General features: G+C 61.0%; 19 protein-coding genes. 12 read left to right on the forward strand and 7 right to left on the reverse strand.

Going from position 1 to position 24143, the window contains the following annotated elements; translation table 11 throughout:
- Positions 1–7 precede the first annotated feature (7 nt).
- Positions 8–2116, reverse strand: a complete 2109-nt coding sequence (locus AC3A4Z_RS01140; protein ID WP_498709480.1) for an alpha-ketoacid dehydrogenase subunit alpha/beta — start codon at positions 2114–2116, stop codon at positions 8–10.
- A 259-nt stretch (positions 2117–2375) separates the two neighbouring features.
- On the opposite strand from AC3A4Z_RS01140, the gene AC3A4Z_RS01145 reads away from it, so the two are divergent.
- Both AC3A4Z_RS01145 and AC3A4Z_RS01150 read left to right on the forward strand, forming a co-directional pair.
- The gene (locus AC3A4Z_RS01145) at positions 2376–3047 is read left to right on the forward strand and encodes a GntR family transcriptional regulator (RefSeq protein WP_498709481.1); all 672 of its coding nucleotides are present in this window, start codon (positions 2376–2378) and stop codon (positions 3045–3047) included.
- A gap of 21 nt (positions 3048–3068) precedes the next feature.
- The gene (locus tag AC3A4Z_RS01150) at positions 3069–3623 is read left to right on the forward strand and encodes a VOC family protein (RefSeq protein WP_498709483.1); all 555 of its coding nucleotides are present in this window, start codon (positions 3069–3071) and stop codon (positions 3621–3623) included.
- Between the two features lie 11 nt (positions 3624–3634).
- On the opposite strand, the gene AC3A4Z_RS01155 is transcribed toward AC3A4Z_RS01150, so the two are convergent.
- The 3 genes from AC3A4Z_RS01155 to AC3A4Z_RS01165 form a co-directional block, all read right to left on the reverse strand.
- On the reverse strand, positions 3635–4957 hold the full coding sequence (locus tag AC3A4Z_RS01155; RefSeq protein WP_498709485.1) for an NtaA/DmoA family FMN-dependent monooxygenase: 1323 nt from the start codon (positions 4955–4957) through the stop codon (positions 3635–3637).
- On the reverse strand, positions 4954–6162 hold the full coding sequence (locus AC3A4Z_RS01160) for an MFS transporter (RefSeq protein WP_498709486.1): 1209 nt from the start codon (positions 6160–6162) through the stop codon (positions 4954–4956). Before AC3A4Z_RS01160 ends, AC3A4Z_RS01155 begins: the two co-directional genes overlap by 4 nt.
- 98 nt (positions 6163–6260) lie before the next feature.
- The gene (locus tag AC3A4Z_RS01165; RefSeq protein ID WP_498709488.1) at positions 6261–6650 is read right to left on the reverse strand and encodes a MerR family transcriptional regulator; all 390 of its coding nucleotides are present in this window, start codon (positions 6648–6650) and stop codon (positions 6261–6263) included.
- A gap of 239 nt (positions 6651–6889) precedes the next feature.
- Between AC3A4Z_RS01165 and AC3A4Z_RS01170 the strand changes: the two genes are divergently transcribed.
- The 6 genes from AC3A4Z_RS01170 (at position 6890) to AC3A4Z_RS01195 (ending at position 13601) form a co-directional block, all read left to right on the forward strand.
- Complete coding sequence (locus AC3A4Z_RS01170; RefSeq protein ID WP_498709490.1) at positions 6890–8260, forward strand: MFS transporter; 1371 nt, start codon at positions 6890–6892, stop codon at positions 8258–8260.
- 314 nt (positions 8261–8574) lie between these two features.
- Positions 8575–8787, forward strand: a complete 213-nt coding sequence (locus tag AC3A4Z_RS01175; RefSeq protein WP_498709491.1) for a hypothetical protein — start codon at positions 8575–8577, stop codon at positions 8785–8787.
- Complete coding sequence (locus AC3A4Z_RS01180) at positions 8787–10244, forward strand: MFS transporter (RefSeq protein WP_498709493.1); 1458 nt, start codon at positions 8787–8789, stop codon at positions 10242–10244. Before AC3A4Z_RS01175 ends, AC3A4Z_RS01180 begins: the two co-directional genes overlap by 1 nt.
- Before the next feature lie 318 nt (positions 10245–10562).
- Positions 10563–12200 carry an LVIVD repeat-containing protein gene (locus AC3A4Z_RS01185; RefSeq protein WP_498709494.1) on the forward strand — a complete coding sequence of 546 codons (1638 nt, stop codon included), beginning with the start codon at positions 10563–10565 and terminating at the stop codon, positions 12198–12200.
- 363 nt (positions 12201–12563) lie between these two features.
- Positions 12564–13145 (forward strand): DUF305 domain-containing protein, encoded by a 582-nt coding sequence (locus tag AC3A4Z_RS01190; protein ID WP_498709496.1) that lies wholly within the window; start codon positions 12564–12566, stop codon positions 13143–13145.
- Positions 13146–13196: 51 nt separating this feature from the next.
- Complete coding sequence (locus tag AC3A4Z_RS01195) at positions 13197–13601, forward strand: VOC family protein (RefSeq protein WP_498709497.1); 405 nt, start codon at positions 13197–13199, stop codon at positions 13599–13601.
- Between the two features lie 463 nt (positions 13602–14064).
- Here the strand turns inward: AC3A4Z_RS01195 and AC3A4Z_RS01200 are convergent, their stop codons facing one another.
- Positions 14065–15099 carry a DUF4192 domain-containing protein gene (locus AC3A4Z_RS01200; protein ID WP_498709498.1) on the reverse strand — a complete coding sequence of 345 codons (1035 nt, stop codon included), beginning with the start codon at positions 15097–15099 and terminating at the stop codon, positions 14065–14067.
- A gap of 1388 nt (positions 15100–16487) precedes the next feature.
- Between AC3A4Z_RS01200 and AC3A4Z_RS01205 the strand changes: the two genes are divergently transcribed.
- The 3 genes from AC3A4Z_RS01205 to istB all read left to right on the forward strand — a co-directional run bounded on the left by AC3A4Z_RS01205 (position 16488) and on the right by istB (position 20349).
- Positions 16488–17732, forward strand: a complete 1245-nt coding sequence (locus AC3A4Z_RS01205; RefSeq protein WP_498709499.1) for an alpha/beta fold hydrolase — start codon at positions 16488–16490, stop codon at positions 17730–17732.
- 128 nt (positions 17733–17860) lie between these two features.
- The gene (gene istA, locus AC3A4Z_RS01210; protein ID WP_011691636.1) at positions 17861–19537 is read left to right on the forward strand and encodes an IS21 family transposase; all 1677 of its coding nucleotides are present in this window, start codon (positions 17861–17863) and stop codon (positions 19535–19537) included.
- Positions 19534–20349 (forward strand): IS21-like element helper ATPase IstB, encoded by an 816-nt coding sequence (gene istB / locus AC3A4Z_RS01215; RefSeq protein ID WP_011691635.1) that lies wholly within the window; start codon positions 19534–19536, stop codon positions 20347–20349. The genes istA and istB overlap by 4 nt, the downstream gene beginning before the upstream one ends.
- Positions 20350–20401: 52 nt before the next feature.
- Here the strand turns inward: istB and merA are convergent, their stop codons facing one another.
- On the reverse strand, positions 20402–21844 hold the full coding sequence (gene merA, locus AC3A4Z_RS01220) for a mercury(II) reductase (protein WP_011691634.1): 1443 nt from the start codon (positions 21842–21844) through the stop codon (positions 20402–20404).
- A 172-nt stretch (positions 21845–22016) separates the two neighbouring features.
- Between merA and AC3A4Z_RS01225 the strand changes: the two genes are divergently transcribed.
- On the forward strand, positions 22017–22406 hold the full coding sequence (locus AC3A4Z_RS01225; protein ID WP_031216440.1) for a heavy metal-responsive transcriptional regulator: 390 nt from the start codon (positions 22017–22019) through the stop codon (positions 22404–22406).
- Positions 22407–22799: 393 nt separating this feature from the next.
- On the opposite strand, the gene AC3A4Z_RS01230 is transcribed toward AC3A4Z_RS01225, so the two are convergent.
- Complete coding sequence (locus AC3A4Z_RS01230; RefSeq protein WP_498709501.1) at positions 22800–23855, reverse strand: zinc-dependent alcohol dehydrogenase family protein; 1056 nt, start codon at positions 23853–23855, stop codon at positions 22800–22802.
- Positions 23856–24143: the final 288 nt, after the last annotated feature.

Below are 24143 nucleotides of genomic sequence, written 5' to 3' on the forward strand. Positions count from 1 at the left end.
ATCCGGTTCAGGAAAGGCCGAGATTGCGGGCTATTTCGTCGAAGCCGGCAAGGACGTCGTTGAGATCGGCGTTGGCTGCAGCTTCAAGCACTTTCGAGATACTCGGCGCGGCTTCCTTGCCCGTAACGCGTTGGATGGGCTGGTCGAGGTAATCGAAGAATCTGCGCTGGATCTCGTCCGAGAGCCAGCCGCCATAGGAAGTACCGCGGGCACCCTGTTCGACGATCAGCACGTTGTTGGTTTTCTGGATTGAGGCGCCTATGGTTTCCCAGTCCAGGGATGCCCGGTCGAGCCACCGCAGATCGATGACCTCGGGATCGAGATCAAGACGGCGCTCGGCGGCCTGAAGCGAGACATCCACCATGTTCAGGTAGCTCAGGACAGTGACGCCCTCGCCCGCCCGCCGCACGGCAGCTTTGCCCACCGGCAACTGGTAGTCGAGATTCTCGGCGGGGATGTCTCCTTTGGTCCCGTAGAGGTCTACGTGCTCAAGAACGAGCACCGGGTCCTGAAGTTCCAAGGCTGTATTCATCAGCCCGATATAGTCTTGCGGTGTTGACGGCGCCACGATGCGCCAGCCCGGGTTATTGGCAAAGATGCCTGCCGGATCCATGGAATGCTGCGAGCCATAACCGGCTCCCATTGCCACCTTGGAGCGAAGCACAACGGGCATGGAGGACTGACCGCCGAACATGTGCCGGGCCTTGCCGATCTGGTTGAAAATCTGGTCAGCGGCGACCCATAGGAAGTCCGAGTACATGAACTCCACCACTGGCTTGTATCGTCCTGTCATAGACAGGCCGCCGGCCAGGCCCGCAAAGGCGTTTTCGCTGATCGGAGTGCCCAGGACCCGGTCTGGATAAGCATCTTTCAGACCGCGCGTAGCCCCGTTGGTGCCGCCTTTGAGCCGGTGCACGTCTTCGCCGAGGACCAGTACGCCCGGGTCCATGTCCATCCGGCGCCCGAGTACATCCGCAATGGCATCCACGAAGCGGCGCTCCACAGTGCCGGATCCGCTGTGTTCGTCAGGTGCTGTGCCGGTCAACGCCGGTTCGCTCCTGATGTCCGTATCCACAGCAGCGGGATCCGGCCAAAGAATGGGGCGGATCCGGCGGGCGCCTTTGGCGCTCTCCGGGTCCTTCTCGGTGATTTCATCCACAATCCGGGTGATTTGCTCGGTGATGTGCGCGGTGAGATCGTTCAGTTGTTCGTCCGTGAGGAGGCCGCGCCGGGTCATCTCTGCCGCCAGTTTGGCCAAGGGGTCGCGTTCACGCCATTGCTTCTCCTCCTCCTTGGTCCGGTAGCCGAAGGCGCTGCCGGGGAAGGGGCCGTTCTGGTGGAAGTATCGGTAGGTTTCCGCCTCGATGAGGGTCGCCCCCTTGCCGGCGCGCATGTAATCCACGGCTGCCTTTTGGGCAATGTAGACCGCGAGGGGATCCATGCCGTCCACGCGCCAGGACCTGATTCCGAAGCCGGGGCCACGAGCCGCCAGCCGGGGTTCACCGGTTACGTCGGCAACGTGGGTCGAGACAGCGTAGAGATTGTTTTCGATGTAAAAGCACAGCGGCAGGCGCCAGGCCGCAGCCAGATTGAGCGTCTCCAGCGTCGACCCTATATTTGAGGCGCCGTCACCGAAATAGGTCACCGTGACCCCCATCCCGCCTGCCTGCCCGCCGTCGTCGTCGTGTACTTCTGCGTCATGGCGCTGGGCCCAGGCATTCCCCGCGGCAAGCGGCACTCCGCCACCCACGATCGCATTCGTGCCCAAAGCTCCGGCCTCAAGCCACTGCAGGTGCATCGAGCCGCCCCGGCCACCGCTGAAACCGGCCTTGAGACCCAAAATTTCGGACATCGTCCGTCGGATGAACTCGGTGACCTGGTCGTTCTTTATCCCGTCGATGATCGACATACCGTTGGGGGACAGATAGGCAAGACCCTTCGCCAGGAATTGGTGATGGCCGCGGTGGGTGCCGTTGACGCCGTCAGCTCCCCGCAGCGCCAGAACGGACCCCACGGCTGCTCCCTCCTGGCCAATGCTGGAGTGGGCGGGGCCGTGGACCAGGCCCTCTGCCGCCAGCTGCAGGACAACTTCCTCAAAAATGCGGATGGTGTGCATCTGAACCAGCATGGATTCGAGCAACTCGGGAGCTGCTGCGTCCCAGTCTTTGCGGGTCGTGCGTAACTCTGTGCACTCTGTCGAGTAAGTCAAGGGCGTAGCGGTTGACATCTTTGGCTCCCATGGGCGTACTTGCATCGCTTTTGCGTTCGTCCCACCATAAATGGACGATTGGATCCAATGCAAGGAGTCCAACCTATATTTGTGCGCCAAATACTCATGAATGGATCCATTGCACCCCAGTCCGTATGCTGTAGGCATGTCCACCCAAGTTGTTCTGTTGAAGAAATCGGGCGCTGCAAGCCAGCGCATCGCAGACGAACTAAGTCAAAGGATCCTCGACGGGGACCTCGCGCCCGGCACGAGGATCCGACAGGAGCAGATCGCAGAAGAGTTCGGCGTTAGCAGGCTACCGATCCGTGAAGCCTTGCGAATCCTTGAATCGCACGGACTCGTCACACTGGTCGCCTCATCTGGAGCCTGGGTGAGTTCCATGAACCTCGCTGAGTGCCAGGAGACGTATCTGATCAGAGAACGGCTTGAGCCACTCGCGCTGGGCCAGGCAATCGACAGCGTCAGCATTGAAACCCTGGATCGGCTCACTCAGCTGGCCAGCGAGATGGAGACCTGCCAGGTGGTGGAGGACTTCGTCGAACTGGACCGTGAATTCCACCTTCTAAGCTTTCAAGATGCGGGCATGCCGACCTTGCTGGAAATGGTCGAGCGGCTTTGGAACACCACCCAGCATTACCGGCGCGCGTACGTGCAGCTGATCGGTCCCGAGGGACTCGACGACACGCATTTGGAGCACAGGCTCCTTGTGGCGGCCATCCGCCGGCGTGACACGCGCTCTGCGGAGGAATTGCTGGCCATGCATGTCCGCAAAACCCGCATGGCCCTGCTTGATCACCCTGAAATATTCGATCGCTAGAAACAGTTGCTGGAGAACCACATGAACCAGGACGCCGAACAGCAAGACATTGCACTCAAGGAACGGCGCGGACTGCCGGGTATCCGTGGAACGGACCACTTCGGCTTCACAGTGCCCGACATGGAGCAAGCTCACGAATTCTTCGTCAACGTCATAGGCTGCCAGCATGTCTACTCGCTGGGGCCGTACCCGCAGGACCCCGAGTTGATGCGGACAAAGCTTAACGTCCACCCGGAGGCGACACTGGCGGAGATACGCTTCTACCGCTGCTTCAACGGTGTGAATTTTGAGATCTTCAACTACTCCTCCCCGGATCAACGGCGGGAACAGCCCCGCAACAGTGACATTGGCGGTCATCACCTCGCCTTCTATGTCGAGGACCTCGACGTAGCTGTCGACTATCTCAAAAACCACGGGGTTCAGGTGCTTGGGGAACCGACCTCAAGTTCAGGAGCCAGCAAGGGCCAGCGTTGGATCTACTTCCTGGCGCCGTGGGGAATGCAATTCGAACTCGTGTCCTTTCCGCAAGGAAAAGCGTATGAATCGCAAACCCCACTGCGGCTCTGGATGCCCTGAAGAAGCCCGCGCTACTGCAGTCTCGGGTCGAGCCCGTACTGTTCAGGGACGCCGAGGTGTGCGCGGAGGGTGCTGCCTTCGTAGTCGGAGTGCAGCAGGCCCCGTTCCTGCAGTATCGGGACAACCTCGTCGACGAACGTGTCGATTCCATCCTCATAAATGTCCACTGATATCCAGAAACCGTCCACTGCGCCCGCCTCGAACCACTCCTGCATGTGGTCCGCAGTAACGGCCGCCGTACCTACTGGGGTGGGGTGGTAGTCGATGATTCCGTGCGCCAGGATGTCGCGGATAGTCCAACCTTCCCGTGCTACCTCCAGAGCCCGACGGGAGCGTGGGTCGAAGGGGCTGGCCTGTGCTGCACCCAACTGCTGTAGGGTCAGTGGCTTATCCAGTTGGCCTGGGTCGAGAGTCAGGCCGAGCATTGAGCCGAGGTAAGCGACCCGTTGGGGAAAGGTGTGTTCGCCAAGTGCGCGGCGGCGGTCTAGCGCGGCCCGTTTGGTTTCTCCGATAGCCGGCATAAGGCCCGCGAAGTACTTGATCTCCTCCGGGTCGCGCCCCGACCGGCGGGCTGACTCCCGTACCGCGTCCCGTTGTGCCCTGGCGTCGTCGATGGTGAAAGCGGCTCCGATGACTCCGCTGGCGTAGCGCCCGGCCAGACCCAGTCCGTACTCCCCGCCTCCTGCTGAGAAGAGAACAGGCTGGCCCTGTTCTGATGGCGGTATGGGCAGTGGGCCGCGGGAAGAGACGTATTCGCCTCTGAGGTCGAGCGGCCGGATCTTTGAGGTATCGGCGAAGGTCCCGGTGTTCTTGTTCCTGGTCCATGCATCCTTTTCCCAACTTCCCCACAGCGCTTGGGCAATCTGGATTGTTTCGTGGGCGCGCTGATAGCGCTCGGGGCGTGGCGCGATCCCCTGTCCGTAGTTGGCAGCGGCCGACGGGTCACTCGTCGTTACCGCATTCCAGCCGGCGCGTCCATGGCTCATCACATCGAGCGCTTTGAATTGCCGGGCAATGTTGTAGGGCTCGTTGAAACTTGTGGAACCTGTGGCAACCAGCCCAATGCGTTCGGTTCCCCTCGCGATGGCGGCAAGTGCCATCATCGGGTCGAGGGTCATTTGGGGAGCTTCATGCTCCAGATCACCTGTCAGGGCTGGAGTGTCCGGCAGAAAAAGGAACGCGATTTTGCCACGCTCAGCCGCCTGCGCGTAGCGCACCAGGGCGTCGTAGTCGGTGTAATTGGACGGGTCCACCCCTGGTGCCCGCCAGGCGGCGGCTTGGGAGCCGTAGCCGTTGTTGAGTTGCATGCCGAGGATCATTTTGCGCTTACTCATGAGTGACCTTTGCGGAGGGGAGTGGGGAAACCATGCCGCCGGGCTGCGGCCACGATGATCAGGACGGGGATGAGCAGGGCGAATGTGGTCCACGGCAGGGCAGCGGTTCCTGCGCCGGCGAGGACTACCCCGCCGAGGACGCCGCCTGCAGCGATGCCGATGTTCCAGCCGGTAACAAGTACGGACTGGGCGGCGTCAACGGCTGATCCCGCCGCATTGGTGAGCGCAGTCTGCTGGACGCTTCCGGAGCCGCCAAAGGCGAAGCCCCACGCCGCAACGCTCACGAACACTGCCACGGGTGATTCCGAGAGGATGCCCATTGCGAGCACGCCCACTGCGAACAGGACGACGCTGATAAGCATCAGGAGCCTGAGGTGCCGGTCGATGAAGATTCCGGTGGCCCAGAGGCCTGCGAGGGCGAAGGCGCCGAAAACGAGCAGGACGGCGCTCACGCTGCCGCTCATGGCAAGCGGGGCAAGGAAGGAGGAGATGTAGGTGTAGAGCAGGTAGTGGGCAGTGATGAACACCACGGAGGAGATGATGATCGGGATGATGCCCGGCAGGCGGATCGCCTTCAGTGCCGACGTCCGCTCGTGCTTCTCCTGACCGGGGAAATCTGGCACGAGGGCCAGGACCCAGACAAGGACGCATGCCGCGACGACAGCCATGACGACGAAGGTGAGCCGCCAGCCGAAGGCTGCGGCGAGGAGTGCGCCCGCAGGTGTTCCCAAAGCGAGGGCAATCGGAGTACCGGCCAGCGCGATAGTAACACCGCGTCCGCGCTGCTCGGGAGCCACCAGGCGGCTGGCGTATCCGGCGAGGATCCCCCACAGGACGCCGGCGAAAATGCCGGCAATGAAGCGTGCGATCAGTGTCAGTGCAAAGGCCGGGGAAACGGCGACGACGAGGCTGGTCACCACATAGCCCGCTAGGGCCATGACAAGCAGGCGCCGGCGGGGCCAGCCCATGGTTGCACCGATGATCGGGATTGCGCCGGCAAGCGAGCCGATGGCGTAGACCGTTACTGTCTGCCCCGCCGCCGCCTCGGTCACCCCCATTCCGCTGCTGAGTGCGGGAAGGATGCCGGCGGGCATGGTCTCGAGCATAGCCGTCAGGAAGCCGGCCGTCGCGAGAGCGAGCAGGCTCCCCAGTGGCAGGCGTTTAGGTCGTTGCGAAATCGAAGGAGAAGTTTGTGTTTGGGCCATTCGCCCATGATGCAACGTTGACACTAGTGTTAATGTCAAATTTGAGCACGAAACGCGCCCGGGCTGCTGTGGCAGGTCCGCCGCAGCAGATCCTGGACCTAACCCGCACGGAGTTCCTGTGAGTGGGTAGCGGCGGTATCGAGGGCGTCAATGTAGCGCGTGAGCGCATCGCGGTTTTGGGTCAGAAGATCGATCTTCTGCGACATCCGCGCGCGCTCATGCATCAGCAATTCCCGCAGTTCCGGGTCGGGGTCGGCCACCACAATCTTCTGGGGTTGATCCAGGCAGGGCAGGATGTCGCTAATAATCCGCGTTGGAATGCCGGCATCAATCAGGCCGCGGATCTTCTGCACGCGGTCCAGGAGATGGTCGTCATAGATGCGGTAGCCATTGTCGAGGCGACGTGGCACCACCAGACCCTGCTCTTCGTAATACCGGAGCATGCGCGTCGGCACACCTGACCGCTTTGCCAATTCTCCGATACGCATGGCATTCCTTTGCTGTTCCACTGGGTGGACATTAACACTAATGACAATGTTCAAAGGCCCGCAAGCTAGAAGCTATCGTATAACGAAAGCTGATATATTCTAACGAAAGTTTTCCTTGACGCTCATCACGGGCGGAAGTAGCGTCGACATACCGACCCGATGCAGGATGACCAGCCTCGGGCGGGATGCACCTGTAACCCGGCGGCCTTTGGCACCGGAGAAAACACCCAGGAGAACACATGCGGACAACGAAGTCGCAGGCCCTGCTGACTAGTGGATCACCGGCGGAGCAGGACGTGTCTATCGTCCAACCCGCAGAAACCAAGGAGTTTGGACCAGAGCAGAAGAAGCTGTTGCGCCGCACTGTCGCTGGCAGCGTCGTCGGCAACATCATCGAGCAATACGATTTCGTCCTGTACGGATCGGTTGCCGCCCTAGTATTCGGCAAGCTGTTTTTTCCCACCTTCGATCCAACTGTCGCCCTGCTTGCCGCGTTCGGGACCTATTCCGTCGGTTTCATTGCCCGCCCGCTCGGTAGTCTGGTGGCAGGGCATGTTGGTGACCTCCGCGGTCGTAAGGGCGTCCTGGTTGCCATGCTGCTCATCGCCGGGATTTCAACGACCGCCATGGGACTTCTTCCGACCTATGCTGTTGTTGGGATCTGGGCACCGTTATTTCTCGTCACCCTGCGGTTCGTGCAGGGCTTCTCGTTTGGCGGAGAATACGGTGGCGCCATTCTGATGGTCAGCGAGACGGCTCCTCGGGAAAAGCGGGGCTTTTATACCGGCTTCATCCCGGCATCGTCAGCGGTAGGGGGGCTGCTTTCAACAGGTGTGCTCTTCGCTCTGAGTTTCATGCCAGCGGAGACGTTCGAAGCGTGGGGCTGGCGGGTCCCTTTCCTTGCGTCGATCATCCTCGTCGTGACTGGCCTCCTCATTCGGCTTCGGCTCAAAGAGACCCCGGTGTACAAGAACGCCGAGACGCAGGGAAAGACCACCCGTAAGCCTATCCTCGAAGTGATAAAGGCCAACCCAAAGGAGCTTCTCCTCGCGGCGGGAATCAGTTTCGGATTTGGCACGCTCACTTATGGCGTAGTGACCTGGTTATTGAGCTACATCACCAACAACCTCAAGCTTGACGCCGGCGTGGGTCTCATTGCGCTGACCATCGCTTTCGTCTTTTACGGCCTCAGCGACTGGGTGAGCTCAGCGATCTCTGACCGGCTAGGTCGACGGCCGGTCATACTCACAGGTGGAATTGCTTTTGCCGTCTGGTCATTTCCGATGTTCGCGCTGATCGACACGAAGAACTCCATACTCATCACGCTGGCGATGGCAGTTGCACTTATCCTATGCGGAATGATTTACGGCCCGCTTGCCTCGCTGATCAGTGAGCTCTTTGCCACCAAATTTCGTTATAGCGGCGCATCGATGGGCTACCAACTCGGCCAGACTCTGGGCGGTGGATTCTCGCCCCTGATCGCAACCGCCCTCTACGCGGCAACACGGGCTTCCTTTTCGGTCGCGATCTATCTCGTGATCGCCGGGCTCATCACCGCCGCCTGTGTGTTCTTCCTGACGGAAACCAAGGGACGAGACCTCACACAATAACCGTCAGTCAACTGTCGCCAGCTCTGCCTGCTCCCGCTGGGAGCGGGCAGAGCCTCGACCAGAAGCGGATCGCTGACCGCAAAATGGCGCCTATTCGGGTGTTGTTGGCGTGGATGGCTATGAGCGGCCCGGGCGGGTCGCTTTTAGTCTTATATGAGAACGAGGCTTGGCGGGATAACCGTCGCACTGCCACCAAAGCCCGGCATTGTTGTGGGATTGACCGGCATCCAGTGCCCCACCCTCGTACGTTCTCCCATAACCCGCCATGCTCGGTTCGAAGAGCAACATCACTTTTGGAAGGTATTTCGACGGCAATGAATTACATTTCGGAGAATTCTATCACTTTGACCATTCAGCGGCGCGCCGAATTGGAGCAGCGGCTCGAGAATGCGGTGGGCAAGCTGCTTGAGAATGCGAAACTGCGGAAGCAGGGCATGCTGGTGACGCGTAGCAGCCCAGAGACCTTTACCGTCAGCCTGAGTGAAAAAGTCCCGTACGGCACAACCATGGAGACATTGAGCTGGTAGTGACGACAGCGACTGCCGACGGAGTCGGATTTCGGTCCCGGCGGGGCCCCATTCTTATTGCCTTAATGGTGTCGTCAGGCCTGGTGGCGATTGATTCGACGATCGTTGCGACTGCTGTACCTTCGATCGTGCATGACGTCGGCGGCTTCACTTCCTTTCCCTGGCTTTTCTCGGCCTATTTGCTGGCGCAGGCTGTCTCCGTGCCCGTCTATGCGAAGCTCTCGGATGTCGTAGGGCGTAAGCCGATCATCCTTAGCGGTATAGGTCTTTTCCTCCTCGGTTCGATCCTCTGCGGAGTGGCGTGGAGCATGCCAGCCCTCATCGCGTTCCGCGTGCTGCAGGGCCTGGGCGCGGGAGCAGTCCTGCCGATGGCGATGACCGTCGTCGGCGACATCTACACAGCGACTGAACGGGCGAAGGTGCAAGGCTACCTTGCCAGCGTGTGGGCACTTTCTTCAGTCACTGGCCCAACATTAGGCGGCTTGTTCGCGTCGCTCGGCATCTGGCGTGGGATCTTCCTTCTGAACATCCCACTCTGCCTCTTGGCCGGGTGGATGCTGATCCGAGCGTTCCACGAACGTATCGAGCGCGCAAAGCACCGGGTGGACTATTTGGGGGCGCTACTGCTAACTATTTCCCTTAGTCTGCTGATCCTCGGGGCTCTCGAGGGCGGCCTTGCATGGGCTTGGAACTCCGTCACCAGCATGTCCGTGTTCGGAGTCGGCGCACTCCTGTTCGCGGTGTTCGTTCTTGTCGAGAGGAGGGCAGCAGAGCCGGTACTGCCGCCGTGGGTAGTGTCCCGGCGTCTGCTGGCCACGACGTCAATGATCTCTTTCGGCATTGGTGCAATCATGTTCGGCCTTACTTCCTACGTGCCCACGTTCCTCTTGGGATCCCTCTCGACCTCCCCGGTTCTGGCCGGGCTCGCCCTGGCAGCATTGACGATCGGCTGGCCGATCAGTGCTTCACAGGCTGGCCGGTTCTATTTCCGGATTGGCTATCGCAGTACGGCACTGATTGGTGTCATGGTCGCTGTCATCGGTACATCGGTCCTTACGCTCACGGCCTCTTCCCCCAACGTTCCGATTGTGGCGGCCTGTTGTTTCATCGTCGGATTGGGACTGGGGCTGGTAGCGACCCCGATCCTCATTGCCGCCCAGTCAAGCGTCGAATGGAATGAGCGCGGCGTAGTCACGGGTACTAATCTTTTTGCCCGTTCGATTGGAAGCTCTATCGGTGTCGCTGTTTTTGGGGCAGTAGCTAACTCGATATATGCCGGCGTCCCCGGCGGTGATTCCGATCCGCAGACAATTGTGTCTGCGACTACTGCCGTCTTCGTGGCCGTACTGGTCAGCGCCGTACTGACCGTTGTCGCCGTTATCGCGATGCCCGCTGTCGACGAGAGGACTAATCTCAAGCTGGCGGCCGGGGCCAATGCGGCATCCGCGCAAGATTAGGACCCGTCTTCCGATTCTGCTGCCTGGAAGGCGAAGTAGCCTGTTGCTTTCCTCAAAAAAGCATCCTGCGAAAGTTCCCGGCAAGGCTGCGAAACCGACAGCCCGGCAGTTATGCTCCGTTGCCCCGATGCGTAGGTGTGACTTGACGCACTATCCTGCAGTGTTGACGCCAATTGCCGTAGCAAGCAGGCGAAACCCACCCATAACCTTTGTTGTGATCCTTCCACTCCCCAAGATGACACACCCCCGGAGATACGTGCCTGAATACCTATTCAGGCACGGTGGCCAAGTGCCAACGTCAAAGAAGATAGGGCAGCCATGCAATTAAACCTGAACTCATCGCAGATCAGTTTACGAAGACTACTCCTAGCAAGCCTGGTTTCAGTTGGGCTCGTCGCAGGGGGCGCCGTTGTCGGCGTCACCGGGGTGGCGGCATCGGATCTCCCGGTGCTTTCGTCTGCTGACGAGACTCCGTCGGGCGATGAGCTTCGTTTCGGTCCGCGCGAGGCAGTCCCTCAACTGGGGTGCCAGACGGATGATAAGCCGGAAACCGGTCTGCAGGGCCGGGTCCCGCCCATAGACATCCTGTCGGGCCGGGCTGGACAAGGGTACAACTGCAATCTGGAAGTGGTGGGCAACTATGTTGGTGCATCGCCGATTCAGGCGGCATCCTCTCTCGACACCTACCAGAATTGTGCGTACTACGGCATATCCAGCACGTTAGGAGCGGGGGGCACTGGTACGCAGGTACTCGACGCCTCGGATCCTCAGCGGCCTGTTGCTACTGCCATCCTCACGACGCCGGCAATGCTGGACCCCGGAGAGTCCCTACGAGTCAACGCCAAACGAGGGCTTCTCGTAGCAACCGGATACACCAACAGGTATCCAGAGGCCACAGGAAATGCAGCGTGGCTGGACATCTACGACATCTCCGAGAACTGCCGCCATCCCCGGCTGCTCTCCAGCACCGATATGACACCGGCCGCTGGTCACGAGGGCTGGTTCTCGCCCGATGGCGAGACCTATTACATGAGCACCGCGTACACGGAGCCCAAAGATCCGATTCCAACTTTGTTTCCCGTTGATATCAGTGACCCGGCCAAGCCGCGGCTGCTCGCCTCATGGGGCTTTGACTCGATGACCCATGGCGGTGTGACAACCGAGGACGGGGCACGGACCTACGCCTGCGAGCTCGGAGACCCCACGTTGGATGCCATGATGATCCTCGACACCAAGCAGGTCGCGAAGCGGCACAAGGCACCCCAGCCGCAGATCATTCAGAAGCTCCCCTTGGAGGACAACCTGTGGTGCCAAGGCGCTTATCGGGTTACTTACAACGGGCAACCGCACCTGATCCAATTCGGAGAACGGTCGGGTTCGCTCGACTTCGCGGGCCAGGAATGCATTCACGACGACAAGAACTGGGCCAACTTCGGTTACCCGCGAATCATTGACATAGCTGATGAGCGGGCACCCAAGGTGGTTGGCCGTGCACTGCTTGAGGTCCACCTCCCTCAGCACTGCGAGGAAGTGAAGGGCGAGGGGGCCCCCGTTGCTTTGGGTTACAGCGTCCACCATTGTTCACCCGACCGCCTCTACGACCCGACGATTCTCGCCTGCGCTTCATTTCACGCTGGGCTGCGAGTGTTTGACATCCGTGACCCCCGTCGAATGGTTGAAATCGGTTATTACAACCCTGGTGTGAATCTTGTAATGGGCACAAGTGCCCGCCCCGTGGTCCGCGCCGAGCGGGGTGAGATCTGGTTCCTCAACGATGCCAAGGGCTTTCACGTGATGAAGTTCAAGAACGGCACGTGGCCCTTCAAGGGTGCCGAAGCCTGCCCCGAGTACAACGACTACTACTTCGCGCAGTACAACCCAACCTCGGCTTGTCCAACAGCTAACTTCACAGGCATCGGGAAACCTGCGCCCGTTGCATCACGTTTCAAAAAGTGAGACCGCGACGGCGGTAGCTCAGTCTGACGTCAACGGTGAAGAGCGGCATCACAGACGTCGGATAACAGCTGCTGTGGCATGGGGCGTCTCCACAACCCATGCCACAGCATCGGCCTGCTTGAAAAGCAACGAAAGGAAAGGTAAGGAGCCATGGCATCCCCCAACACGCTGTCTTTTTCTCCCGCCGCCCACAGTGCACGTCGGCCGATTCGTTGGCCGGGGCTGGTCGCGACGACGTCCTTTTGCATAGGTGCTGCTCTAGCAGCGTCGGCGCTCAGCGGTTGCACCCCATTGCCAGCTGGGCAGGGTAAGGGTGGGCACGAGCATGGCAATCACGAAAGCAGGCAGCCCGGGGCGCCAGCGGTGACCGACCAAGCATCACCGGGCTGTGATGCGCAATTTGTTACTGCGATGATCCCGCATCATCAACAGGCCGTTGAAATAAGCGCCCTTGCACCCGACCGTGCGGCTGACCAACGAATCGTAGAGTTCGCCTCAGCAGTCACCCGGGGTCAGCTAATCGAAGTGAGCCTAATGTCGGACTGGTTACGGAACGCCGGTGTACCCGTTCCTGGCGAGCATGACGGTGAACAGGAGCAGCCGCATGCACACCATATGCCGGGCATGCTGACGCCGAGCCAAGTCACTGCGTTGTCCTCAGCGCATGGCCGCTCTTTCGATGAGATGTTCCTGAGCGCTATGATCCGACACCATCAAGGGGCGCTGACGATGGCCGAGCAGGTGCTGCAGGCCGGCGCGTCCCCCGCAGTACGTAATCTCGCGGCAGACATGGCGGTCGAGCAACGTTACGAGATCGTCGGGATGCGAAGAATGCAGATTGAACTCGAAACAGGGCAGAAGCCCAGTGCAGAAGAACTATCGCGTCTGATGGTGATGGAACAATCCGACGGGCCATCGGCCAGCCACACAACGAGTTGCGGCTAAGGCGTCCCGACCTGCACGCGCAGCACGAATCTCGAGGGCAAGATGGAGACTATGGAAGTCCTTGCAAGCCGCATCCTGCTTCATCCGTCCGAACTAGAGCGCAGCCACCATTTTTACCGGGACACGCTTGGCTTGGCAATCTACCGGGAATTCGGGACTGATGATGCGCCGGGCCTGGTGTTCTTCCTCGGTAACGGCTTTCTCGAAGTCAGCGGACATTCGACCCATCCACGCGACGGCAGCATGGCGATTTGGATCCAGGTCCGCGACGTGAAGCTTGAGCATCAGCGACTGCTTGCAGAGGGCGTCACAGTGATACGCAAACCGCAAAAGGAGCAATGGGGGCTGGTGGAAATGTGGATTACGGACCCAGACGGAGTGCGCATCGTGCTGGTTGAAATTCCGAGCGATCACCCGTTACGACGCGACCAGCGGCGGTCGTTGGAAGACGCATGACTTCGGCTTGCCTTTTCCTCGTTGGAATCCTGTGACCTTGCCTGCAGTTCATCTTTGAGAAGGGTTCAGCCAGAGTTATCTAGCAGAATGTGGAAAGCGAACGAGCACCTAGACCAGACCCTCGTTCCAGACCAGGGCGCTGTCACCTAGCAAGTTAGCCGCTTGGAGTCCCGGTGCTGTGCAGTGGTGGGTCGCAGGCCTAAGAAGTACGACCCTTTGGACGACTACCCGGCCTTTGCATCAACGCCTTCCGGCATGCGGTGTTCGAGCGCCGACGAGGAGTCCGCTACGTGCCTGGTGTTTATTCGTTGTCACTGGTTCAACTAGGGCCAGGGGATAAAGGAAATCCATCCCGCAAGTGGACAGCTGGAATAGTGAGCTGAAGCGGTTGATCGGCCCCCGCCAGTTGTAAAGGCCCCTAACCGACGTTGCATCAACCTGACTGAACTTGGGCCGAAGTGCTTCAAGGCAGGTTGAAGGGCAGCGTTTTGTAGGCCGTGTCTTTGTTCATGTTCCACCCGGCGACGAGGCCGGATCCGATCATCTGGTCGCTGAGGCGGGCGAGGCGGTAGGCGGGGTCGGTGTCGAGGGCGAGTTGGAGGAATTGGTGCGCTTTGCTGCCTCTGCCTTCCCACCAGTTGATGTAGCCGATGGCCGTGAGGACGGGGGCTGCGTGTTCTGCGCTGGTGCGGGTGTAGGCGTGGAGGAGGAGTTGTTGTGCCCATTCGATGCGTGACCATTTCGGTGCTTGTTCGGTTTGGGCGAAGAGTATTTGTTGCATGGGTTCTTCCACTCCGGGGATGTCTGCGATGAGCCGGTCACGGATGGCAGGGAACTGCAAGTGCGCGACGAGTGCGTGGCAGTCGTCGTCGCTGGGGAAGGTGTTGGAGTCGAGCATGTTGGCCCAGAGTTTCCGGCCTTGCTGGAGTGCAGTGTCGGTGGGTTGGGTGGTGATGGTTTCGATGTGGTGTTCGACGGCGGCCGCTTTGGTTGTTTCCTGGCTGGTGGTGGGGAGGGTGATTTGGTCGGTGGGTTCGATGAAGCTGCCGCGGTAGATGAATTCGGCGTTGATTGCACTGGTTTGGGTGGAGTTCACGGGTAGTGCGAGGCTGGTGCCGGGTTCGCCGTCGTAGGGGGAGAAGGTTTCGTCGCCGACGAAGAGTCCGTCCCTGATGGTGATGCCCTGTTCGGCGAGGACACCGGTGAGCGCGGCGATGGTGCCGGCCTGCGGTCTGGCCTGTCCGGGGTGGGTGGTTTCGCTGGTGTACACGGCGAAGATGACCGATGTGGCGGTGGTGTCGGCCGTGAGGTAGTGGGCGACGGTGCGTGCGTAGGGGAGTTCCTGGCCTGGTTGGCGGGGGAGGTCGATGCGCAGGGTCGCGCCGATGCTGTTCTCGTTCAGGGTGATGCAGACCAGGCTTTCCTGTGGCCAGAAGCCCAGGGTGTGTCCGATGAAGCTGAGGACATCTGATGGTGTTGTGATGGTGAGCTTTTCCATGACCAGTGTTTCCCTTCACCCTGTGTGTTGCTGTGTTCTCTTCTGCGGTTTTTGGTTGTGGGCGTCGTTCTGGTAGGGGACCAACCGCTGGGTTGAGGGGCTGGAGTGCAACTTGGGGGACCGGCGCCGGGGCGAAAACTTCATCCCGGAGCAATGCTGCACTATTAGTGTGAAGAAGTTTTCGGTTCCGGGGTCGGCGCGGTAGCGCCCTGGTTGCGCGGAGGTCCCGCCCAGCGATCGTGGGACGTATCAGAATGACAAGCAGCGATTGAACTTCTGTGTGTACATTGAGGCCAAGGAACCGAGCGGCATGACCTACCAAGATCAGTACGGTTCGGAACGCGCGGGGCGGTAAGTGGCTCGGCGAGAATCCTCCGACGAAGGTGGGTCCTTGTCGGATTTTTGTACGGCAACGGCCTGTTGAGATGCGAGCCAGGTCCGTCTGGACGAAGAAGAACCGCATCCCATCAGTGCGGGGTGCGGTCGTAGGTTGAACAGGTCGACGAGGGTGAAAATCGGGCTGTGGACATTGTCCACAGTCTTTGCCTCGGATCGGGTATTAGTGTTCTCGGACTGCTTCCAATTTCGTATGTTTTCGGGAATTCCCAGTGTTTGCAAGGGCCGGAAGACAGTTCGAGGCCCACTTCGGGCACGACAGATTTCCCTCGTCAGGGGCGATTTTGCTTTGACGTGTTGACATGCCTTGTGGTGGGGTCCCTCTGACGCTGGGTGCGCAGGCTGTGGCCTGGCCGCCGCGATGGCTTGTTCAGGTGTGTTGGGGGGGCGGGATCAGGACCCTGGCTGGTGGGCCTTCCGCCTGCTGTGGTTCTGGGTTACGGTTCCTCGTTCCGGTTCTGTCGGGTTGGCCGGGGGTGGCCAACACCTATTCATGGTTCGGGGTAGTGGGTACTACATGACCCAGCCGATTTTGGTGCAAAACTTTCTTGGAAGGCTGCTCCCTGGCATCACGCGAGCTCGGGGTGCTCTGGCTGTCCTGCCAAACGGGGTGTGGACAGTGTCTTCACTTACGTCTGCTTCAAGGAACGTGTACGTGCCCGACTCACACATCCGGCGCGCTCGGACGCGTGATGTCAGGTCGGGGTGTATTCCAACCTGACCAACCGACCGCCGTCGAGCACTGGCGCATCGAGCCGGACCCCTGAATCAGCACCTGGTGCGGGCAGCTCATTGGCCATCCTTGCGCTCGAAATAGCCCGTCCGGTGTCCGCGTTGGGCGGCGAACCCCGGTTCCCGAAGACATAAGCTGCAGTGCCCGAAACTAGAGATGTCCGTACTCGGGACCTTTAGCCCTTCAATCCAGTTACCACGGACGGGATTCTTGAATATGCCCCAAGCCATCATGATTTTTCGAGCCTTTTCCCTGTGCCGTGAACTCCCACTGGACATCATCAAGCAGCCGCGTCATTGATCCTGAACGGCAGGCCTCGTCGCCGCGCCGTCGGATTGTCGCTTGGAAGACGGCTCTCGCGCTGGTCGCTGCAGCCGTACTGCTCCTGCCGGTGGTGCTGCTGCCACTCACCACGGGGGTGCCATTCCCGGTCTGGCTTCCTCTGCTCCTGGTGGGGCTGGCGGCGGTAGTCTGGCTGGTGGCCCGCCGCCGGCAGCCGTTCGCCCAGCCGGCCGGGGTGGGGATTCTGGTGCTGGTTGCCGCTGCTGCGGTCACCGCCTCACAGGTATTCACGACGACGGCGCCGATCACCGCCGCGGACGGCCGCCCCCTGTCCGCCAGCATCGCGGACGTTGAGAAAGTGGAGCTGAACGGCAGCGAGCAGTGGATTATGGTCCGGGGCAAGGACACGTCCAACCCGGTGCTGCTCAATCTTGGAATGGGCGGCCCCGGCGGGGGAGGATTTTTCAACGCCCCGGAGTTCCGGCCCCTCGAGGAGCAGTTCACGGTGGTCAGCTGGGACGAGCCGGGCACCGGGAAGTCCTACGGCGCCGTTCCCTTCAACGAACTGGATAAGGAACGGTACGTGGCCGACGCCGTGGCCCTCACCAACCTGCTGCGGGAACGGTTCGGGCAGCAGAAAGTCTTCATCTACGGTGTGTCGTGGTCGAGCATCATCGGCATTTGGCTCATCCAGGAACACCCGGAGCTGTATCACGCCTTCGTCAGCAGCGGACAGATGGTGAACACCACGGAGAACGACCGCATGGGCTACGAGCTGGCGTTGCGGCATCTCGACGAGCAGGGCGACACGGGGCGGGCGGCAGAGTTGCGTCGCAACGGTCCGCCGCCTTACCGCGGGGACAACGTCGTCTCACCCTACGTGGCTTTCCTGGACGTGCTCAACGAGATCATGGGAACTCCGCGTTTCTCAGTCATCGTTCCCGTCATCCCGTTCTTCGTCCCCGAATACGGCTACATTGACAAAATCAACCATACGCGGGGACTGATCGAAACATTCAACGTGGTGTACCCGCAACTGGAGGGCCTGGACTTCAAAGAACAAGCGACGGAGCTGCAGGTGCCGGTGTACTTCTTCGTCGGCCGGCACGACGTCAACGCCATGGCCTCCCTGGTGGAGGAGTACTACAACGCCCTGACGGCCCCGGACAAGAAGCTGGTCTGGCTTGAGGGAGGGCACGGCCTGGTGAGTATGACAGTCTGATCGGAGCCCACTAGGACGGCCCGAACGGTACCCACCAGCCGGACATGCCGAACCTAATGACGGCTTGAATGGTACCCACCTGTGAACGTTGATCCATCCAGTGTTGGATCGACGACGGGAGGGCCGGGATGGGGTCAAGAGTGGAGTTGTTCGCGCAGATTCGGAGGGATGCCCGGGTGGAGGGCGCGTCAATCCGGGAGCTTGCCCGCAGGCACCAGGTGGCGCGGAAAACCGTGCGTAAGGCGTTAAGTTCCCCGGTCCCGCCAGAGCGTAAAACTCCTGTACGGTCCTCGCCGCGGCTTGATCCTTATAAACCGACGATCGACGCCATGCTCGTCGAGGACACGACGGCGCCGAGGAAGCAGCGTCACACTGCCCGGAGGATTCTTGCCCGGCTCATCGAGGAGCATGGAGCGGACGAGTTGTCGTATTCGACGGTGCGTGACTACGTTCGGGTCCGCCGGGCGCAGATCGATGTGGAGGCCGGCCGCCGGGTTGAGGTATTTGTTCCTCAGGAGCACGCCCCGGGCGCGGAAGCGGAAGTGGACTTCGGTGAAGTCTGGATCGTGCTGGACGGGGTAAAGACGAAATGCCACATGTTCATCTTCCGGCTTTCTCACTCCGGCAAAGCCATCCACCGGATTTACCCCACCCAGGCCCAGGAAGCGTTTCTGGAAGGCCACGTCGAGGCGTTCAACGAGATCGGCGGCGTGCCGGTCAAACATATCCGCTATGACAACCTCACCAGTGCCGTCAGGGCCGTGGTGTTCGGTCAGGGGCGGAACCGCCTGGAGAATGACCGGTGGGTGTTGTTTCGCTCGTTCTATGGATTTGATGCCTTTTATTGCCAGCCAGGTCTTGCCGGCGCTCACGAGAAAGGCGGGGTCGAGGGCGAGGTGGGCTGGTTCCGCCGCAACCGGCTGACCCCGATGCCCGTGGCGAGGTCCCTTGATGAGCTCAACGACTGGATCCGGAGCCGGGAGGTTCAAGACGATCAGCGGCGGATTGATGGCAGGATCCGCACTATCGGCCAGGACTTCGCCGCCGAGCGCCCGTTCCTGGCACCGTTGCCGGCCGACGAGTTCGATCCCGGTCTGGTGTTGAACCCGAGAGTGGACCGGTCCTCAATGATCACCGTGCGGATGGTGAAGTACTCGGTGCCAGCACGGTTCATCGGTCGGCGGGTCCGGGTTTCATTGCGGGCATCCGAAGTTGTGGTGTTCGACGGCCGCGCGGTGGCGGCCCGGCACCAGCGGATTATTGCCAAGGGCGGGCAGTCGGTCCAGTTGGACCATTATCTGGAGGTCCTCAAGACCAAGCCCGGCGCTTTGCCTGGTTCCACTGCTTTGGCCAGGGCGCGGGAGTCGGGTGCTTTCACCAGCGCCCATGACGCCTTCTGGTCTGCCTCGCGCAGGGTCAACGGTGATGCCGCGGGGACCCGTGAACTGATTGACGTCCTGCTGCTGCACCGATCGATGGAAGCCGAAGACATCGAGGCAGGGATCACCGCAGCCCTTGGAGTAGGTGCCGTCAGTGCCGACGTCGTGGCGGTTGAAGGCCGCCGACATGCCTCCAGCATCCCTGCTGGTGGGTCCCGTCCTGACCGTCATCGCGGTGCTCATGCTGAAGCGAAAGTGCAACGAGTTGTCAGCCTGACCCAGCGCCGGCTGATGGACCCGGCGGCGGTCATCGCCGGGCTCCCTCCAGACAAGCGGCCGCTCCCGGCGATCAGCGCCTATGACGAGCTGCTGGCCAAACGCACCGAACACTCCGCAGGAACCGCGTCGAAGGAAAACATCTCATGAGCCCCACCGCACCGGCCACCACCATCACCCCAACCCTGCGACGGCGCCGCGGTCTGACTGAGCAGGCCGCGGTCGCGGCCGTGGACCAAGCATGCCGCCGATTGCGCCTGCCCACCATCCGGGCGGTTCTGGACGAAGCTCTGACCGTCGCGGGGAAGGAACAACTCTCTTACCAAGGCTTCCTGGCCGAGCTGCTGCTGGCCGAATGCGATGACCGGGACCGTCGCTCCTCAATCCGACGCGTCAAAGCCGCGAACTTTCCCCGGGATAAATGGCTCGGTGATTTCGATTTCGACGCGAACACGAACATCAACCCCGCTACCATCCATACCCTCGCTACCGGCGAATGGATTCGAAAAGGTGCACCGCTATGCCTGATCGGGGACTCCGGAACCGGCAAATCCCACCTGCTTATCGGGCTGGGCACCGCCGCGGCGGAGAAGGGATACCGGGTCAAATACACTTTGGCCACCCGGCTCGTGAACGAACTCGTCGAAGCCGCCGACGACAAAGTCCTCGCCAAGACCATCGCCAGATACGGCCGAGTGGACCTGCTCTGCATTGACGAGCTCGGCTATATGGAACTGGACCGGCGCGGCGCCGAACTCCTCTTCCAGGTCCTCACCGAACGCGAAGAGAAGAACTCCATCGCCATCGCTTCCAACGAGTCGTTCTCCGGCTGGACCAAGACATTCACCGACCCGCGCCTCTGCGCCGCGATCGTTGACCGGCTGACGTTCAACGGCACCATCATCGAAACCGGCACCGATTCCTACCGCCTCGCCCACAGCCTGACAAGGAACGCGCACTAAAAGGTAGCCGCGGCCGCCCGCCCCACGAACACATAGGTTGTCGTTGACCACTTCATGCCGCGCAACAGGACAGTTTGGAGACGTCAGTAGTGAAGGACTGGGCTGCTATCTTGATGCCTTCGGCCATGGTCAGATAGGGGCTCCAGAGATTCGCGACCTGATCAACGGTCATCCCGGCCTCCAGAATGTAAATCCCTGCGGCGGCGATGTCCCCGGCGTCCTTACCCACGACAGTGATCCCTACAATCCGACCCGTGTCCGCGTCGGCAACGATCTTGATGAAGCCGCGGGTATCACGGTTCACCAGCGCGCGAGGGATAAATTTGAGCGGCAGAACCCGGCACATGCACCGGATCCCTGCCTGGTTCGCTTCCTTGTCCGTCATCCCGACAGCGGCCAGGGCAGGGCTGGTAAACGTGACCCGGGGCAGGTGCCGGTAATCGACCTCACGCCCGGCACCCTCAAAGGCGTTCTCCACCATCAGGGCCCCGTGCGCGGCGGCGACATAAACGAACTCCGGGTGACCCGTCACATCACCCGCGGCCCAGATCCTCGGATTAGTACTGCGAAGGCTCCCGTCGACCAGGACTTCCCCGCGGTCCCCGGTTTCAACGCCGACCATGCAAAGGTTCAAATCCTCCGTGACCGGGCGCCGGCCTGTTGCCATGAGCAGGCGCGCGGCCCTGAATTCCTCGTTTCCTCCTGAGACGGAAGCATCCACGACCACGTCCCCCGACACCTCATCGGTCCGGACCGAGGACGCTGTCGCTCGACGGACGACCCGGATGCCCTCATCGGCGAAGACACCGGCGAGGGCATGCCCGGCTTCAGGCTCTTCGGCCGAGGCGAGCTTGGACCGGACCAGGATGGTCACCTCCGTGCCGAGCCGGGCGAAAAGCTGCGCCTGCTCCAGCGCCACATACCCGCCGCCCACCACCAGCATCGAAGCGGGAACGTCCTGCAGCTCCATCGCACTCGTGGACGTCAGATAATCCACCTCGTCCATTCCCGGCACTTCAGGGATCCAGGGGGTGGAGCCGGTCGCGACCAGGTAGTGTTCCGCGCTGACTGTCTCGGTGGTTCCGCCCGGGGCGGTGATGTTCAAAACCGGTGCGGCTGCGGTTCCGGCGAACACCGCCGTCCCCCGCTGCAGGTTCCATCCATAGCCCGCGGCGAGATCCACATACTTCTCTGACCGCATGGATTCGACCAGTGAGCGCTTCCCGGCGACCAGTTCGGGCATATCCACCGGCTCTGCGGAGGTGCTGATACCGGGGAACCGTCCGGAAGCATCGAGGGCGACATGGCGGGCTTCCGCGGCGGCCAGCAGGGCCTTGGACGGGATGCAGCCCGTGTTCACGCACGTGCCTCCCACAGTGCTGCGCTCCACCATCAACACCCGCTTGCCACGGCTGGTTGCCCGGATGGCCGCAGCGAAAGCAGCCCCGCCGGAACCGATAATGGCCAGGTCATAATCGAAAGATGCTGCCGACACGAGGGACTCCTGAAGATGGAAGGGAAGCAGCCGCCAGCACACCTGTTGCTCAACCGACCGCCATGTGCAGCCTTCAACCGAAGACCAGCTCTGCATCCCATTCTCAACCTTCCCCTACACTGGAATGTCAAGGAATCGCCGTCCTGGCCGCCTGCTAAGAAATGAGTTCATGATGCGTATCGGTGAGGCCGCGGCAGCGGCAGGGATGACAACCAAGACGCTGCGTTTCTACGAGGACAGCGGGCTTCTCCCGGCAGCGAAAAGATCCTCTAACGGCTACCGGGACTACCATGACGACTCCGTGGCCAGGCTCGAATTCATCCGCCGCGGACGGGCCGCAGGCCTCGCCCTGACCCAAATACGCGAAATTCTTAGCCTCCGTGACGCCGGAGAAGCCCCCTGCGCCCACGTCCAAGACCTTCTCTCCAACCAGCTGGCCGAACTGGACCACCAGATTTCTGAACTAATGGCGCTGCGATCCATCGTCGCCGGCCTTCACGCCACTGCCGCGTCCGGGACCGACGCAAGCTGCGATCCCGAACAAATCTGCAGCTACCTCTGACGCACTACTCCGCCAGACGCCAGCTTCCAACAACCGGGACCCCGGGTATCGTCCCAACCCGCGGCAGTGTTTTCACAGACCCAGAAACCACGCCAAGAACCCCTAGACACCCTCACAACATCATCCCCGGACGTCCGACGGGTGGGTACCGTTCGGGCCGTCCTAGTGGGCTCCGATCACGTTGACACAATCAGCCTGGGCAGCGCTGACAACCAGAACCTGTTCATCGACGAGATGATTACCCAAGTGCGCCCGCTGTACGGGGGCTAGAAGAGAGCGCCCCCGGCGCGAGGAGGCCAGTGCGGATCGCGTCACGGCCGAGACTCCCCATCACATAGTGGATTTTTCAGCCCGACGGGAGGCAATCATCGGCATGCGAAGCCTAGTGGTTGTTCATCTGCTGATAACTACTTTCAGGGCGTTTGTTTCTGCTGCCCGGCCGAACGTGTCATAGGCGTCCATGAACTCGTCGAACCGGAAATGGTGGGTCGCGAACTTTTCTGCCGGCAGTTTTTTCTGGGCGACGAGTTTAAGCAGCATCGGAGTCGTATTGGCGTTCACCAGGCCCATGCTGATGTTGACGTTCTGGATCCAAAGCCTCTCCAGGTGCAGTTCCACTGATTTGCCGTGTACGCCGACGTTGGCCACGGTGCCGCCCGGCCGGACAATTTCGGTGCACATGTCAAAAGTGGCAGGGATCCCCACGGCCTCAATTGCTACATCAACGCCCTGCCCGTCCGTATGCGAGAGCACCTGGTCCCTCCAGTCGGCATCTCCCGACACAACGACGTCGGTGGCGCCGAATTGGCGTGATTGTTCCAGGCGGTTGCGGTCCAGGTCTATGGCGATGACTGTGGCTGCGCCGTACAGCCCCGCGGTGGCGATCGCCGCCAGCCCCACCGGGCCTGCACCAACTACCGCTACCGTGTCTCCGGGCTTGACCCGGCCATACTGGACCCCAATTTCGAAGCCGGTGGGGAGAATGTCCGAGAGCATGACGGCTTGTTCGTCGCTGACACCTTCGGGCAACAGATGAAGGGAGTTTTCGGCGTAGGGGACGCGGACATACTCGGCCTGTGTACCGTCAATCAGGTGGCCGAAGACCCACCCGATGCCTGACGCCCCTTCATCGCCCAGGCAATGCGAGTAGAGCCCGGTCTTGCAGTTGGCACAGTGGCCGCAGGACTTGATGCAGGAGATAATGACCCGGTTTCCGGGTTTCAGGGTCGTGACGGAGGAGCCTACCTCGGTGATGGTCCCCACTCCTTCATGGCCCAGGATTCTCCCTTCCTGCACTGCTGGTACATCGCCTTTGAGGATGTGCAGGTCGGTTCCGCAGATGGTGGTGGTATCGACTCTGACGATGGCGTCACTGGGGTTCCTGATTGACGGATCGGGAACATCGGTCCAGGACTTCTTCCCGGGCCCGCCGTAAACGATGGCTTTCACTGCTGCTCCTAGTATCTGGCGTGCCCCCAGTGCATCACCTCAAGAATGGGTGATGGTTGCCCTCATGGAAAGGGTCCTAAGTCCCCGCAGAGTGCTTCCCTGTGTGCAGCCTGGCCCCTTAGGACTCGGTTGGCGGCTTGGGTGTGGCGAAGGATCAGCGGGGGGTAGGAGCGAGACAGTTTCCAGGTGTTCCGGGACACGGGCCCGCCAGCCGAGTCCGTGTTTGATACGTGCGCGGAGGGCGCCGCAGGCGCACATGGCTCCCCGTGGGTAATATAGGCTCCTCCA

The organism is Arthrobacter sp. Soil_C_49 (genome assembly GCF_057656635.1).

Coding starts and splice junctions, on each gene's coding strand:
- AC3A4Z_RS01140 (WP_498709480.1), bottom strand. CDS start 2,116: ATGCACACCATCCGCATTTTTGAGGAAGTTGTCCTGCAGCTGGCGGCA.
- AC3A4Z_RS01145 (WP_498709481.1), top strand. CDS start 2,376: ATGTCCACCCAAGTTGTTCTGTTGAAGAAATCGGGCGCTGCAAGCCAG.
- AC3A4Z_RS01150 (WP_498709483.1), top strand. CDS start 3,069: ATGAACCAGGACGCCGAACAGCAAGACATTGCACTCAAGGAACGGCGC.
- AC3A4Z_RS01155 (WP_498709485.1), bottom strand. CDS start 4,957: ATGAGTAAGCGCAAAATGATCCTCGGCATGCAACTCAACAACGGCTAC.
- AC3A4Z_RS01160 (WP_498709486.1), bottom strand. CDS start 6,162: ATGGCCCAAACACAAACTTCTCCTTCGATTTCGCAACGACCTAAACGC.
- AC3A4Z_RS01165 (WP_498709488.1), bottom strand. CDS start 6,650: ATGCGTATCGGAGAATTGGCAAAGCGGTCAGGTGTGCCGACGCGCATG.
- AC3A4Z_RS01170 (WP_498709490.1), top strand. CDS start 6,890: ATGCGGACAACGAAGTCGCAGGCCCTGCTGACTAGTGGATCACCGGCG.
- AC3A4Z_RS01175 (WP_498709491.1), top strand. CDS start 8,575: ATGAATTACATTTCGGAGAATTCTATCACTTTGACCATTCAGCGGCGC.
- AC3A4Z_RS01185 (WP_498709494.1), top strand. CDS start 10,563: ATGCAATTAAACCTGAACTCATCGCAGATCAGTTTACGAAGACTACTC.
- AC3A4Z_RS01195 (WP_498709497.1), top strand. CDS start 13,197: ATGGAAGTCCTTGCAAGCCGCATCCTGCTTCATCCGTCCGAACTAGAG.
- AC3A4Z_RS01200 (WP_498709498.1), bottom strand. CDS start 15,099: ATGGAAAAGCTCACCATCACAACACCATCAGATGTCCTCAGCTTCATC.
- istA (WP_011691636.1), top strand. CDS start 17,861: ATGGGGTCAAGAGTGGAGTTGTTCGCGCAGATTCGGAGGGATGCCCGG.
- istB (WP_011691635.1), top strand. CDS start 19,534: ATGAGCCCCACCGCACCGGCCACCACCATCACCCCAACCCTGCGACGG.
- AC3A4Z_RS01225 (WP_031216440.1), top strand. CDS start 22,017: ATGCGTATCGGTGAGGCCGCGGCAGCGGCAGGGATGACAACCAAGACG.